Source organism: Bradyrhizobium elkanii USDA 76 (assembly GCF_023278185.1).
GTDB lineage: Bacteria > Pseudomonadota > Alphaproteobacteria > Rhizobiales > Xanthobacteraceae > Bradyrhizobium > Bradyrhizobium elkanii.
The window spans coordinates 4300478-4314528 of record NZ_CP066356.1 but is presented as its reverse complement, the minus strand read 5'-3'; the positions used below and the strand labels follow the sequence as shown (position 1 = coordinate 4314528).

The following is a 14051-nucleotide window of genomic DNA, read 5'->3' as shown; positions in this document are numbered from 1 at the left end:
CTCCCGCTTGCGGGGGAGGTCGCATCGCATCCACGATGCGATGCGGGTGGGGGCTCTCTCCGCGACGTGACTCGTGGAGGGAGCCCCCACCCCAGCCCTCCCCCGCAAGCGGGAGAGGGAGCGCACCGCTTTCGCGTTGCCAATCAACCTAACTCTTCATGCTTTAGTGGTGATGGTGATCATCCGGCGGGCTGACGATGACCGTGCCGGCGGTCGGATCGAGGAACAGCGTGTCCTGCCGGTACTCGTGGTCCTGGCCGTGGCCGCGCTCGAAGTCGAACATGTCAGCGATCGATTCGACGTTGTCGTCGAACGAGCCGCCGCCGAGACGCTGGCCGTGCAGCCAGTTGTCCTCGATGAAGCGCACGACGGACGCCTGCGAGATGCGGGTGTGGCTGACGTAATTCCGCTTGGCGAAGGGCGAGATCACCAGGAACGGGACGCGCGTACCGGGACCGCAGCGGCCGTTCACCGGCTGGCCGTTGAGGCCGTTCGGCTGCGTCTGCTTGCCGACACCGCGACCGCACTGGCCGGGACCGTTGAGCTGGTCGGCGGTCGGATCATACGAGGCACTGATCGGCGCAAGATACTGGTGGTCGTACCAGCCGTCGGAGTCGTCATAGGTGATGATGACGGCGGTCTCGCCCCACTCCTTCTGCTTCTGCAGGAAATTGATCAGCTCGACATTGCCGGCCTGCTCGTCGAGCGGATCGGAGTTGCCGGGATGACCGTCCTGATAGGCCGGCATCTTGATGTAGGAGACGGCCGGGAAGTTGCCGGCCTTCACCGCGGCGTAGAAGTCCTCGAGATCGTAGGCATGATTGGCCGGGTCGAGCGTCTTGCCGCCGGGCACATAGGTGTGTCCGACCGCATTCACCGAGCTCGGCCGCGCATGGGTCGGGTTGGCGGTCGACTTGTAGTATTGGAACCAGGCGTGGTGCGGAATGTAGTCCACGACGGTGCCGTTGACGTTGCTCGAGAATGTGCTGCGGCCGCAGTTGGTGGTGCCGTTGCTGTTCTTGAGCGTCAGGTCGAAGCCGCCCATGAAGCTGCCCCAGCTGATCTGCTCGGCATTGAGCAGGTCGCCGATGTTCTTGCTGGTCATCAGGACCTGGCTGGTCGTGCTCGAGCAGGCATCGTAGGCAGGGTCGGTATCACCGATCAGCGTCAGGCCGCCCTGGCCGTCGGCGATCGACGATGACGAGCCGACGATGTTCTGCGCGCCGTTGGTCTGGCCGGCAACCACCTCGAGGGCGCCGGGCGTCGACGGACCAAAGGTGTCGGTCCAGCTGTTGTCGCTCATCGCGAAGTTCTGGGCGTAATTCCAGAACGCGGTGACGGTGTTGCCGTCGAAATAGCCCATCACCTGCCCGTTGGTGCCGAAAGCGCCGACGCCGCCGGCGGTTCCGCGACCGGTGAATTTCGGAAACAGGTCTTCCTTGCCGTTGTCGACCGCCTGCTGTTCGGGCGTGTAGGCGTGATTTTGCGACTTGGTGTTGGCCTGGGTGCGGTCGAGGCGGAACGGATTGGTCGCGCCGGTGCCGTTGGCCGGGTTGGTGTTCGGGTTGTTGGTCAACAGATTGGCGCTCGCGAGGTTGTTGACCTTCGGCGTATGCGGCTTCGCCGTGAACGGAATCGAGCCGGTCGGGTTGGTCGCAACCGGGTAGGTTGCGAAGTAGTGATCGAACGAGCGGTTCTCGTTGAAGATGACGACGAGATGCTTGATCGGCGTTTGGGTGTGAATGTCGTGCGGATGATGATCGTGGCCGTTATTGCCCTTGTTGTCGTCCTGAGCGGCGGCACTGCACATCACCGCAGCGGCAGCAAGCAGACAGACTCCGACCGTCGAAAGAAATTTGGCTTTCACCGTAGCGCCCCTTTTATTTTTGAAAGATTTATGACGTCGACCTGCGACAAGTTATCCATCGCCGATGACAGCGCTGTGTCGGTCGAATGACTGCAACGAACGATGATGCGCGCTGATGTTCGCTTCGGTTGCAGCAGAGATCGGGAGATCAATTTCCGCGCGTACGACAGAGGCCCCACCTCTTCCGTCTCACACGAGCGGCTAATTGTGGCCGCGGTTTCAGTCAAAAGCCTTGGAATTGAAGGGATCGCGTTGGAGATGACTGCAGCAGTCAGCAATCATGCGAACAAGTCATGCGCCGCCGGCCGTCGCGGCTTGCTCACGCCCGAAAAATCCGCGCTTCCGAGGATGCTCGAAAAGCGCGGATCTTTTGGTCTAGTAGCAGATGAAGGCCGCGAAGTCAGTTCGGCGCGGCGGTGAACGAGGCTAATCCTTCATCCCCGTAATCGAGGCACTGACGGCTCTGGGATCGCGCTGCGGCCAGCGGCCGCTTTCGACCTGCGACAGGAAATCGCCGACGATCCGGTTGTATTCGTCGGGCTCCTCGATGTTGATGGCGTGGCCGCAGTTCGGCATCACCGCGAGCGCCGCCGACGGGATGCTCTGCTTCATCAGGATGCCCGGCAGCAGGCAAGGCCAATCCTCGTCGCCGGTGATGATCAGCGTCGGCACCGTGATGCGCTTCATCTCGTCGACCAGCGTGTAGAGCGAGGGACGCTCCTTCTGCACGCCCTGCTGGGTGTTGGCCGATCCCACCGCCGAATGCTCGGCCAGCATGGTCTTGAACTCGGCGTGGCCGCGCGGGTCCTTGTTCTCGTATTGCACGCGGGTCGGCCCATAGGCGTAGCGCTCGGCGAAGGCCGGCATGCCTTCCTTGCGGATCATGTTCGCGATCACGTCGGCCTCGGCGCGAAACGTCTCGCGCTTGTCGAGCTCCGCGCCGTAGCCGCAGCCGCCGATGCACAGCGACAGCGCCCGATCAGGGTGACGCAATCCGAAATGCAGCGTCGCAAAGCCGCCCATCGACAGACCGACGATATGCGCCTTCGGCGCGCCGATGTGGTCGAGCACGGCGAGGATATCGTCGGCGGCGCGCGCCTGCGAATAGGACGAGACCTGATCCGGCACATCCGACGGCGGAAAGCCGCGCGCATTGTAGGCGATGGTCCGGAAGCGCTTGCCGAAGTGCCGCATCTGCGGCTCGTAGCTGCGCAAATCGCCGGCGAACTCGTGGACCAGGATCACCGGATGCCCCGATCCGGTCTCCTCGAAATAGAGCCGCACTCCGTCGTCTGTCACAGCATAGGGCATGTTGATCTCCTGCCTTCTCTCTTTTGTTACGGGATGGTCGCGTTACGGAATGGTCGCGGCCTTCGGCGGCTTGGCGCGCGGCAGATAAGTGCCGTGATCCTTGCCGCCGACGAGCATCCCGTTATCGACCACGACCTTGCCGCGCACCATGGTCAGCACCGGCCAGCCCGTGACCTCGAGCCCTTCATAGGGCGTGTAGTCCGCGCCGTCGTGGATCAGCTCGTGACGGATCGTCACCTTGCGCTTCGGGTCCCACAGCGCGATGTCGGCATCCGAGCCGACCGCGATCGTGCCCTTGCGCGGATAGAGGCCGTAGATCCTGGCGTGGTTGGTGGCGCTGAAGGCGACAAAGCTGTTGAGGTCGATCCGCCCCTTCACCACGCCTTCGGAGAACAGGATCGGCAGGCGCGTCGCCACACCCGGGATTCCGTTCGGCACCCAGCGGAAGCTGGTGCGCCCCTTCGGCGCAAGCTTGCCTTGCGGGTCGTCGTAACGGAACGGACAATGGTCCGACGAGAACACCGAGAACACCTTCTGCTGCAGACCTTCCCAGCAGGCCTGCTGGCTGGCGACGTCGCGCGGCGGCGGCGAGCAGACGTATTTTGCGCCTTCCATGTTGAGCTGATCGAGATCCTTTTCGGTCAGCATCAGGTACTGCGGACAGGTCTCGCCCATGACCCGCAAGCCCCTCTGCTGCGCACGCCGGATTTCGTCCATCGCCTCGCGGTTCGAGACATGCACGATCATGATCGGCACGTCGACGAGCTCGGACAGCGAGATCGCGCGATGGGTGGCCTCGCGCTCGACCGGGATCGGCCGTGACGTCGCGTGGAAGCGCGGCGCGGTGTTGCCGGCGCGCTCCAGCCGGTCGGTCAGGAAGCGGATGGCGTCGAAATTCTCCGCATGCACCATCAGCATGGCGCCGGTCTCGCGCGCGACCGACATGGTCTCCAGCAGCTCGCGGTCCGACAGCGCGAGCCCCTCATAGGTCATGAAGACCTTCAGCGAGGTGTAGCCGTCCTCGACCAGCGCCGGCAGCTCCTGGCCCAGCACATGCTCGGTCGGATCGGTGAGGATGAGATGGAAGGCGACGTCGACATGGCACTCGCCTTCGGCCAGCGAATGGTAATGCTTCAGCGCCTCGCGCAGCGTCTGGCCCTTCTCCTGCAGGCAGAACGGCAGCACCGTGGTGTTGCCGCCGAACGCCGCCGAGCGGGTGCCGCTGGCAAAGCCATCGGCCATCACGATGCCGTCGCCGGACGGCTGGGCGAAGTGGACGTGGCTGTCGATGCCGCCCGGCAGCACCAGGCGGTCGGTGGCATCGATGATTGTGGCCGCATCGCCGAGATCATGGCCGAGCGCCGTGATCTTGCCGTCGCGGATACCGACGTCGCAGGCGAAGGTGTCGGCAGCGGTCACCACGGTGCCGCCGCGGATGATGGTGTCGAAGGACATCAGTTTGTCCCCTCCTTCGGTGAGCGGTGTTCGATGATTGCGGCGAGCGGCTCGGCGAGCCCGCGCGTCGGCTTCGGATCGGGACGGCGGAAGGTGCCGGCCACCGCCTTGCGCGGCTTGAGCATGGCGAGCGTTTCAGCCTGCCGCACCGCCGCCGCGACCGGATCGACCACCGGCACCGGAATGCGGTCGCGGACCTTTGCCGCGAGTCCGGCGAGCGGCGCGCCCGACAGGATGACGACGTCGGCGTTGTCCTGCTCGACCGCGCGGTTGGCGAGCGCGACCAGCAGTTCCTCCTTCTCGGCCTGCACCTGCGAGATCGACTGGAAACGACCGTCAAGCGCGCGGATGCCGGCGCAGCGCGCGTTCAGCCCGTGCATGGCGACGCATTCCTCGTACCAGGGCGCCAGCGCGCCGGCAAAGGTGACGATCGCAAACCGGCGGCCGAGCATGCAGGCCGTCAGCATCGCAGCTTCGGCCAATCCCACGACGGGAAAGGCGAACAGCTCACGCGCGCCAAACAGGCCGGGATCGCCGAACGCCGCGATCACGGCGGCATCGACGCCGGGGGCGGCTTCGGCCAGCATCTCCAGCGCGATCGCGCCGCCGATCTGGGCCTCCGCGCGAGTCGCGATATAAGGCACGCCGCGCGCGGCGGTGACCGGCACGAGCTCGGTGCCGGCCGACGCCGCCTTGCTGCCGGCGGCATGAAGCAGATCCGTCACATCAGCCGTCGTGTTGGGATTGAGCAGCAGGATCTTCATGGCGCAACGTTCCTCGTCTTCCGGCCACGCGGTCTTGCCGGTGCCTCCGGTGCCGCAGCGTCGTCCGCCTCGGCATCCAGCGTCTTGGCGTCCAGCGTCTCGGCGACGATCTCGCCGGTGCGGCGCACGTGATGGGCCAGTATCTGCCCGGCCCGTGCCGCATCGCGGCGCTTCAGCGCGGCCAAAATCTCCTGATGCTCCCGCACCGATTCATCCCAGCGGCCGAGCACCGACAGCGCGAAGAAGCGCGCGCGCTCGGCCCGCGCCAGCAGCGCCTCGTGTGTCGCCTTCAGCACGGCATTGCGGGCGAAGCCGACGATCGCCGAATGGATCTGCTGATTAACTTGAAAATAGTCGCGCAGCTCGCCGCGGCCGTGATGCCACTCGATCTTGTCCTGCAGCGCCGCGAGCCGTTCGAAGTCTTCCGGCTCCATGCGCAGCGCGGCGAGCTCGGCGGCGCAGCGCTCGATGCCGCTGACGGCCTCGAAGAGTTCGGCGAGCTCGGCGCGGCGGAACGGCGCCACCACGGCGCTGTGGTTGAGCCGCAGCTCGACCAGGCCCTCGCTCGCCAATTGCTTGAGCGCCTCGCGCAGCGGCGTGCGCGAGATGCCGAGCGCGTCGGACAAGTCGGCCTCCCCCAGCGATTGCCCCGGCGCCAGCTCGCCGCGCACGATCATGGTGCGCAGCCGCGCCGCAGCCTGCTCGTGCAGCCCGACCCGCGGCACGCGCAGGCGGCGCCGTTGCAGCGCCGTCATCGCCCGCTTGGGTTCCTTGGTACGTCTGGTCGCCTTTGTTTTGGTCTTGGCTTCAGTCACCGCTTGCCTGCATTGTCATGATTGGAGATCGCGCCCTCCCACGTGGATCGCGGTGGCCGCGCGCAGATCGGGGTTCGTGAACAGGCTGCCCCAGCCCTGCACGCGCGACGGAACGCAGCCGGCAGCTGTGAGGCACGCCCACAGCGTCACAGCAATCGAATCCAGCACCGGGACGCCAAACCTCCGCTCCAGCCGCTCGGCCGCGCCGGCGCCGCGCATGTTGGTGCAGAGCACGACGGCGGCATCGCAGCCCTCGCGCACCACCTCCTCGATCAGCCTTGCGATCTCGGCCTCGCGGACCTCGGCAAAGGAGAAATTGTCCTGCAGCGACAGATGCCGCTCGGCAAAACAATGCAGCCCTTGCGAATTCCAGTTGACGATGATCCGCTCCTGCACGTCCTTGCGATATGGCGTCACCAGCCCGATGCGGCTGGCGCCGATCCGCCGCAACAGGTCGCGATAGGCCAGCACCGTGGTGCAGGCCTTGATACCCGTTGCCGCCGTGATCTCTTCGCACAGGCTCTCGTCGCGGTCGAAGCCGAGCCAGCTTGCCGAGGTGCCGTTCCAGGCGATGACGTCGACCTTGGCATGGGCGAGCAACTCGGCCGCGCGAAGAATCTCGCTGGCGTCGAACTGGCGCAGCGCCTGCTCCGACAGCGCGATCTCGGTCACCTTGAAGCGCGAGAAATGCGCCGAGACGTCGTCGATTCCCGATAGCATCGCGCAGGTGATCGGCTCGAGCGCGGTATTCGACGACGGCGTCAGCATGCCGAGCCGGACGGGACGTGTCATTGGTGAGCCTCATCAAGCGGCCGAACCCTTGGCAGATTCGGCCGCATCCGTTTTAGACCGGGAGCTTGCGGCTGTAATCGATCATGGTCGAGCAGATCAACAGTGCAATGCCCGCGGCGGCGAAGTACATCAAGGCCAGGAAGTAGGAGCCGGTGGCCTGCACGATGAAGCCGACGATCAGGGGCGTCGTGATGCCCGCGATGTTGCCGCCGAGATTCATGCAGCCGCCGAGGAAGCCGGACTTGCCGCGCCCCGCCAGCGCCGACGGAATCGCCCAGTACATGCCACACCAGCGCAGGAAGAACAGCGTCGTCGACAGCAGCACCACGACCGCGACCGCGTTGGTGACGTAGGCGACGAGGAAGATCGAGACCGTCGCCATGATCGCCGCGATGCCGAACAGCGTGCGGAACACGGTGTTGGGCGCCCCGCCCCGCTCCCGCCAGTTATCGCCGATCCAGCCGCCGACCAGCTCGCCGACGAAGCCTGCGAAGAAGATGATGAAGGACGCGCCGCCCAGCGCCTTGATGTCGAAGCCGTGCACCTTGAACAGGTAGGTCGGCATCCAGGTCAGCAGCCCGTAGAAGGTGGTGTTGAAGAACATCCAGCCGAGGCACATGCACCACACCGAGCGAAACCGGAAATACGCCATCCAACTTGCGCCCGAAGACGGCGGCGTCGCCGCATCCTCGATCGCATGCGCCTCCTCGAGATAGCGCGCCTCGGCTTCATTGACCGACGGATGCTCGCGCGGCACGTTGCGGATGTAGTACCAGGCCCACAGCCCGCACAGCATGGTGCCGACGCCGGCGATGACGAAGGCGACGCGCCAGGAGCTGAACGCCGCCATCAGCCAGGCGATCACGATCGAGCCGAGCGCCGCACCAAGCGGCGCGCCGCCGTCCAGCAAGGTGGCGCCGCGGCCGCGCTCGGTCTGCGTCATCCAGATCGCGTTGAGCTTGCCGCCGGCCGGATAGATCGGCGCTTCCGACGCGCCGAGCCCGAGCCGGGTCAACAGCAGCAGCATCCAGCTGGTGGACAGCGCAGCCAGCGCCTGGAAGAAGCCCCAGAACAACGTCGCGAGCGCGATCACGATGCGCGGCTTGAAGCGATCGGCGAGCATGCCGCCCGGCACCTGCATCAGCGCGTAGGTCCAGAAGAACGAGCTCAGGATCAGGCCCTGCATCGCCGGATCGATATCGAACTCCTTGGCGATGACCGGCATCGCGACCGAGAGCGAGGCACGATCGATATAGTTGATCGAGATCAGGAACAGCATCAGCAGGAAGATCTTCCAGCGCACGCCGCTCGGCTTTGCCGTATCTGCCATTGCGATGGTGGACACCTGATCGCTCATTGCTCGCTCCTCCCGACAGATTGTTTTGCCCTGGCGCGACCCCCGTCCTTGAAGGTTGCTGGCCGCTCCTGCCATGCGCGAAGTCTGCTTCAAGGCGGCCGAACCGACAAGCACATTTTGTATTCTGCATGCAATTTATGATATCGTACTGATATCACTGTATATATTATTATCTTGGCACTATAATTGAGCACCAATGATCAGGGATTGGGCGCCGGATCGCTCGCTCGAGCCAGGCAAGTTCAGGGAATTGGTCCCCGCGTGCGGCTGCAGCGATCGCACGCACAACGGCGTTCCGCTCAGTGGTCCGCGCTTCCCGTCGGAAGCGCGGACCTGCGGTGAGCCGCTGATAGGGATCGTTCGTCAGCGGCGGATGAAGGCCGCAACCACCGCGCTGGAGGTGGCGCAGACCGCGACCACCAGGAACACCAGCGAGGTCTGGTTATGCTTGTCCATGAAGTGGCCGATCATCGGCTCGCCGAGACCTGCGAACAGATAGGCGAAGAAGTTCATCACCCCGGTTGCGGTCCCTGCCCGCTTGTGGCCGACCAGATCCGGGCACAGCGCCCAGAACGAGGATTGCGGGCCGTAGGTGAAGAAGCCGCACAGGAACAGCACGGCCATCCCGAGAACGACGTCCGAGGTCGGGATCGCGTACATGCACAGCGAGGTGACCGCGGCGAGCGCCATGTAGAGCACGATGGCGAGGTAACGGCGCGAGCCGAACACCTTGTCCGAGACCCAGCCATTGCTGAACGCGCCCACCGCCATGCCGACCGGCAGCGCGATGCTGATCCAGCGCGGATCGATCACCGAGGCGGCGCCGGCCTTGGCCCAGTTGCTGCCGAGGAAGTGCACGGGCACCCACACCAAGAGGCCGTAACGCGCCGCGTTCTGGAAGCCGATCGCGACGCCGGCGACCAAAAGGCGCCAGTTCGACAGCACCGCCTTGTAGCGCGCCAGCGAGCCCTCATCGGCGCTGACCGCGGCTTCGCTTGCAGCGACATCGTCGGCCTCGTCATGCGGCGAGGCAAAGCCCATGTCCTCGGGCTTCTCGCGCGCGATCAGGTAGAACGCGATGCCACCGAGCAGCAGCAGCACCACCGGGATGCGGAAGATCCAGCGCCAGTCGAGCTGGAAATAGCCGACCACGACCAGCGAGGTGACGAACGACAGCACCGAGGCGAGACCGGCCGCGAATGTGTAGAGCCCGTAGACCGTGCCGCGCTCGTGCCGGCCCCACCAGTTCGACAGCAACCGGCTGCCCGGCGCCCATCCCATCGACTGGAAATAGCCGTTGATGCCCCAGAACGCGGTGAGGCTGACGATCCCGGTCGACAGGCTGGTGGCCCAGTTCATGATGAAGGAGAGGATCGCGCCGGCGCTCATCACGCGGCGGCCGCCGAACTTGTCGCCGAGATTGCCGTTGATGGCCTGCCCGACCGCGTAGCACCAGAGCAGCGCCGCGCTGGCCCAGCCCAGCGCCTCCTTGGTGACGCCGAACTCGGCCTGGATGCCGGGAATGGCGAAGCCGAAGGTTTGCCGCCCGGTGTAGAAGAACAGATAGCAGAACATCGCCGCGAACAGCATCCGCCACTGCGCACGGCGGAACGATGTCGCAAGCTCCGGATTCTGGACTCCGACCGAGCCGACGCCCGACGGACTGAACGTGATCGACATTGAGGCCTCCCCTGATTGATTGGTGATTGCAGTCGGCCGCCGCGTTGTTCTTGTCGTACGCGTGCGGCCCTCGTTCGGACGTCCCTATGCCGGCCAGGGCAGCGAATAGGTCTTGACGTTGGTGAAGCTCTTGATCGCCTCCTGCACGCCTTCCTTGTAGCCAAGGCCGGAGTCCTTGATCCCGCCGAACGGCGACATCTCGATCCGATAGCCCGGGACTTCCCAGACGTTGACGGTGCCGACGTCGAGCTCATTGACGAACCGCGTGATGTAGTCGAGCCGGTTGGTGCAGACGCCGGACGACAGGCCGAACGCGGTCGCGTTCGAGATCCGGATCACGCTGTCGATGTCGTTGGGCACGCGGATGATCGGGATCACCGGGCCGAAGGTCTCCTGCATCACCAGCTCGCTGGTGTAGGGAATCCGGTCGACCACCGTCGGCGGATAAAGCGCGCCGTCGCGGTCGTTGCCGTGTAAGAGCTCGGCGCCGTCGGCGACGGCGGCATTGACGCGGCGCTCGAATTCCTTCGCCGCGCCCTCGTGGATCACGGTGCCGACGTCGACCGTCGGGTCCATCGGGTCGCCGCATTTCAGCTTGCGCGCCTTCTTCAGCACCAGCGCAGAGAAATCGTCGGCGACCGCTTCGACGCAGAGGATGCGCTTCACCGCCGTGCAGCGCTGGCCGGAATTCTTGGTGGCGCCGGTGACCGCGAGCTCGGCCGCCTTCTCGAGGTCGGCGTCCTCCATCACGATCAGCGGATCGTTGCCGCCGAGCTCGAGCACCAGGCGCTTGTAGCCCGCCTTGCTGGCGATGTGCTTGCCGACCCTGACCGAGCCGGTGAAGGTCACGAGATCGGCGTCCGGGTCGGTGAGCATCGCATCGCCCATCGAATGCGGATTGCCGGTCACCACCGACAGCATCTCCGGCGGCAGCCCGGCCTCGTAAAGCACGTCGGCGAGCGCAAGCGCGGTCAGCGGCGTCAGCTCGGTCGGCTTCAGCACCACGCGGTTGTTGGTTGCGATCGCGGGGGCGATCTTGTGGCTCACCATGTTGAGCGGATGGTTGAACGGCGTGATCGCCGAGATCGCACCGAGCAGCGGCGTGCGCGTCGTGAAGATCTTGCGCGCCTTGCCCTGCGGGCTGATGTCGCAGGAGAACGTCTCGCCGTCGTCCTTGATCGCGAGCTGGCCGGCAAACGAATAGACGTCATAGGCGCGGCCCGCCTCGTAGAGCGAATCCTTCCAGCACAGGCCGGACTCGGCGGTGATCAACCGCGCGAATTCCTCCTTGCGCCCGGCCAGGATCTCGGCGGTGCGCAGCAGGATGCGCTGGCGCTCGTAGCGCGTCAGCTTCGGCTTGAACGCGGCCGCCCTGGCAAAAGCGCTGCGCACATGCTCCGGCCGCGCCGCCGGGACCGTGCCCACCACCTTGTTGGTATAGGGATTGAAAACCTCGACATGCTCGTCGGTGTCGACGAGGCTGCCTGCGATCCGCATCTGCTCGTGGCGAACGGCCGGGCTCTGCATGTTCATGGCACTGTCCTTGGGGTCCGAAGGCGTCACTGGATGCGGTTGAGCGCGACGTCGAAGGCGTCGAAATTGCGCAGGGCGTGGCCGGCCGGCAGCGCGATCTTGCGGTTGGCGATCAGCGGCACCCGCTCCTCGGTCAGCCCGCCATGCGAGCGCAGCGGCTCGGTCAAGCCCGAAAGATCGTGCCGGGCCTCGCTGGTGCCGAGCACCTTGTGCCTGGTCGAGATCACGACGATGTCGCCGATCCGGTCCGGCGGCAGCTCGAACCTGGCGCAGGCTTCCATGCGCGTCAGCGCAACCTCAATGCCTCCGGTCGCACGCAGCCGCGACAGCAGCGTATCGACGTTGGCGCCCTCCGGCGTGTAGATGGTCGCGAACGAGCCGAGCGAGCCGTGATGGGCGACATAGGGATCGGTGATCGGCAGGATCACGCGCGCCGCGCCCGCACCCGTCCAGTCGTCCATGACGTCCTGGAGGTAGATCACGTCGGGCCTGCCGTCAGGCAGGAACTTGTCGTTCATGCCGTGGTCGGCGGTCGCCACGATGTTGCAGCCGAGGGCATCGAGCTTCGCAAGATAGGCGTCGATCATGGCGTAGAAGTCGTTGGCGATCTTGGTGCCGAGCCCGACCTTGTGCTGGATGTAGTCGGTGGTCGACAGGTACATCAGATCCGGACGGTAGCGCTCGACCAGCTTGACGCCGGCCGCGAACACGAAGCGCGACAGATCGGCCGAATAGACCTCGGGCAGCGGCAGGCCGACGAAGTCGAGCACATCATCAATGCCGTTATTGGCCTTGGTGGCCTGGTCGGCCTTCTCCGACGAGAACGCGATGGCGCGGCCGCTGGAATAGTCCAGACCGTACGCAAGCAAGGTGCGCAGCTTGTCCTTGGCGGTGACGGCGGCGACCTTGTAGCCGGCGTCATGGACACCGGCCAGGATGGTCGGCGCGCGCAGGAACTTCGGATCGTTCATCATGACTTCGGCGTTGTTCGCCGTGTCATAGAAGTAGTTGCCAGCGATGCCGTGCACCGCGGGCGGCCGTCCGGTGATGATCGAGAGGTTGTTCGGATTGGTGAAGCTTGGGATCACGCTGGCGGCATGGACATGCGTGCCCTCCTTCATGAAGCGCGCGAAGGTCGGCGCGACGCCGGCCTCGATCGCCTGCTCGATGTAGCCGGGCTCCGAGCCGTCGAGGCAGATCACGACGGTTGGCCGCGTCGGCGCGTCGTAACGGCGCCCGTTGACGGTGATTGTCTTGCGCTTGTCTGGCATGATGCCTCTCCTTGTCACTGCGCCGTCGTCACGCGCTCACCGAGCTCGGCATCCGCAGCGTCTGCGCTGCCTCGATCAGCCGTTCCTTCGATCCTAAGAAGTTGCGGCCGCGCTCGCCTTCGAGCGAGTCCGCGATCAGCGCGTGCCATTCCGCGCGCTCGATCCTGTAGGCGGCCGGATTGCAGGAGATGCCGAGCCGCGCCATGAAGTCCTCGAGATCGTCGGCCGCCCGCGCCAGATCGGCGCCGAAGATCTGCTTCAAGCTGTCCTCGCAGAGCCCGCCCGCCCCTTTGACGCTCCGCAGCACCATCGGCAGCGAGAACGAGCAGGCGATGCCGTGCTGCACGCCGTGCCGCAGCGTGATCGGATAGGACAGCGAATGCGCGATCGCGGTCTTGGTGTTGGAGAATGCCAGGCCGGCGAACAGCGCCGCCTGCGCCATCCGGCTGCGCAGCTCGAGATTGCCGAGGTCATTGGCGAGCTTCGGCAGCACGTCGAGGATGCTGCGCGCCGCGGCCACCGCGTGGTTGGCCGACACCGGATTGTTGTTGACGTTCCAGATGCTCTCCAGCGCATGCGACAGCGCGTCGAGCCCGGTGCTGATGGTGAGGAGTTGCGGCTTGCCGAGCATCAGGCGCGGATCGATCACCGCATGGGTCGGATAAAGCGACGGACGCGCCAGGGAGTATTTCTTGCCGCTGGCCTCGTCCCACACCGTGCCCCAGCAGGTCACCTCGCTGCCGGTGCCGGCGGTGGTCGGCACCGCGATGATCGGGATCGCCGCGAGGCGCTCGGCGCCCTGCTGCGTTTCCAGATAGGTCTTGACCGTCGCGAAGTCGCCGCCGGCGGCCGCGAACACCTTTGCGGAATCGATCACCGAGCCGCCGCCGATCGCGACGATCACCTCTGGCTGGCTCGCGAGCCCGGCAAAGCGCGCGGCCTGCTCGGTAAGCAGGCGGTAGTCCGGATTGGGCGCGACGTCGCGGATGGTCAGGACGGACGGTCCCGCCGCGGCACGCAGCCGCCGCTCGAGCTCGTCGAAGACCGGCTCGCCATAGGTCACGAGCGCATAGGCGCGCTTGCCGATCAGTCCCGGCAGCTTGTCGAAGCTGTCGGCTCCGAATTCGATCCTCACCGGGTTGGAATAAGTCCAGTCCATCAGCGCGTCCTCCGTTTCGCGCGAAGGTACGGCGCCGGCTGCTATTG

At 65.5% G+C, this 14051-nt stretch carries 12 protein-coding genes; 1 reads left to right on the top strand and 11 read right to left on the bottom strand.

Features of this window, described 5'->3' with window-relative positions:
* Positions 1-163: 163 nt before the first annotated feature.
* Positions 164-1810 (bottom strand): phospholipase C, encoded by a 1647-nt coding sequence (locus JEY66_RS20925; RefSeq protein WP_080650432.1) that lies wholly within the window; start codon positions 1808-1810, stop codon positions 164-166.
* A gap of 159 nt (positions 1811-1969) precedes the next feature.
* Here JEY66_RS20925 and JEY66_RS20920 point away from each other — a divergent pair, with 159 nt between their 5' ends.
* On the top strand, positions 1970-2287 hold the full coding sequence (locus JEY66_RS20920; RefSeq protein ID WP_145972846.1) for a hypothetical protein: 318 nt from the start codon (positions 1970-1972) through the stop codon (positions 2285-2287).
* A 6-nt stretch (positions 2288-2293) separates the two neighbouring features.
* On the opposite strand, the gene JEY66_RS20915 is transcribed toward JEY66_RS20920, so the two are convergent.
* From JEY66_RS20915 to psrA, 10 genes are all read right to left on the bottom strand, one after another.
* Positions 2294-3178, bottom strand: coding sequence for an alpha/beta fold hydrolase (locus tag JEY66_RS20915; RefSeq protein ID WP_018272029.1), 885 nt, complete (start codon positions 3176-3178; stop codon positions 2294-2296).
* A gap of 42 nt (positions 3179-3220) precedes the next feature.
* Positions 3221-4633 carry a dihydropyrimidinase gene (gene hydA, locus JEY66_RS20910; protein ID WP_018272030.1) on the bottom strand — a complete coding sequence of 471 codons (1413 nt, stop codon included), beginning with the start codon at positions 4631-4633 and terminating at the stop codon, positions 3221-3223.
* Positions 4633-5397 (bottom strand): aspartate/glutamate racemase family protein, encoded by a 765-nt coding sequence (locus JEY66_RS20905; protein ID WP_018272031.1) that lies wholly within the window; start codon positions 5395-5397, stop codon positions 4633-4635. The genes hydA and JEY66_RS20905 overlap by 1 nt, the downstream gene beginning before the upstream one ends.
* The gene (locus tag JEY66_RS20900; protein ID WP_018272032.1) at positions 5394-6212 is read right to left on the bottom strand and encodes a GntR family transcriptional regulator; all 819 of its coding nucleotides are present in this window, start codon (positions 6210-6212) and stop codon (positions 5394-5396) included. Before JEY66_RS20900 ends, JEY66_RS20905 begins: the two co-directional genes overlap by 4 nt.
* Positions 6213-6227: 15 nt before the next feature.
* Complete coding sequence (locus tag JEY66_RS20895; protein ID WP_018272033.1) at positions 6228-7004, bottom strand: maleate cis-trans isomerase family protein; 777 nt, start codon at positions 7002-7004, stop codon at positions 6228-6230.
* Between the two features lie 52 nt (positions 7005-7056).
* Positions 7057-8361: an MFS transporter gene (locus JEY66_RS20890; protein ID WP_016846566.1), complete on the bottom strand. Its 1305-nt coding sequence runs from the start codon at positions 8359-8361 to the stop codon at positions 7057-7059.
* A 363-nt stretch (positions 8362-8724) separates the two neighbouring features.
* The gene (locus tag JEY66_RS20885; protein WP_016846567.1) at positions 8725-10041 is read right to left on the bottom strand and encodes an MFS transporter; all 1317 of its coding nucleotides are present in this window, start codon (positions 10039-10041) and stop codon (positions 8725-8727) included.
* Between the two features lie 84 nt (positions 10042-10125).
* Positions 10126-11574 carry a phosphonoacetaldehyde dehydrogenase gene (gene phnY / locus JEY66_RS20880; protein WP_018272034.1) on the bottom strand — a complete coding sequence of 483 codons (1449 nt, stop codon included), beginning with the start codon at positions 11572-11574 and terminating at the stop codon, positions 10126-10128.
* A 26-nt stretch (positions 11575-11600) separates the two neighbouring features.
* The gene (gene phnA, locus JEY66_RS20875; protein ID WP_018272035.1) at positions 11601-12845 is read right to left on the bottom strand and encodes a phosphonoacetate hydrolase; all 1245 of its coding nucleotides are present in this window, start codon (positions 12843-12845) and stop codon (positions 11601-11603) included.
* Positions 12846-12873: 28 nt separating this feature from the next.
* Positions 12874-14004 carry an iron-containing alcohol dehydrogenase PsrA gene (gene psrA / locus JEY66_RS20870; RefSeq protein ID WP_018272036.1) on the bottom strand — a complete coding sequence of 377 codons (1131 nt, stop codon included), beginning with the start codon at positions 14002-14004 and terminating at the stop codon, positions 12874-12876.
* Positions 14005-14051 lie beyond the last annotated feature (47 nt).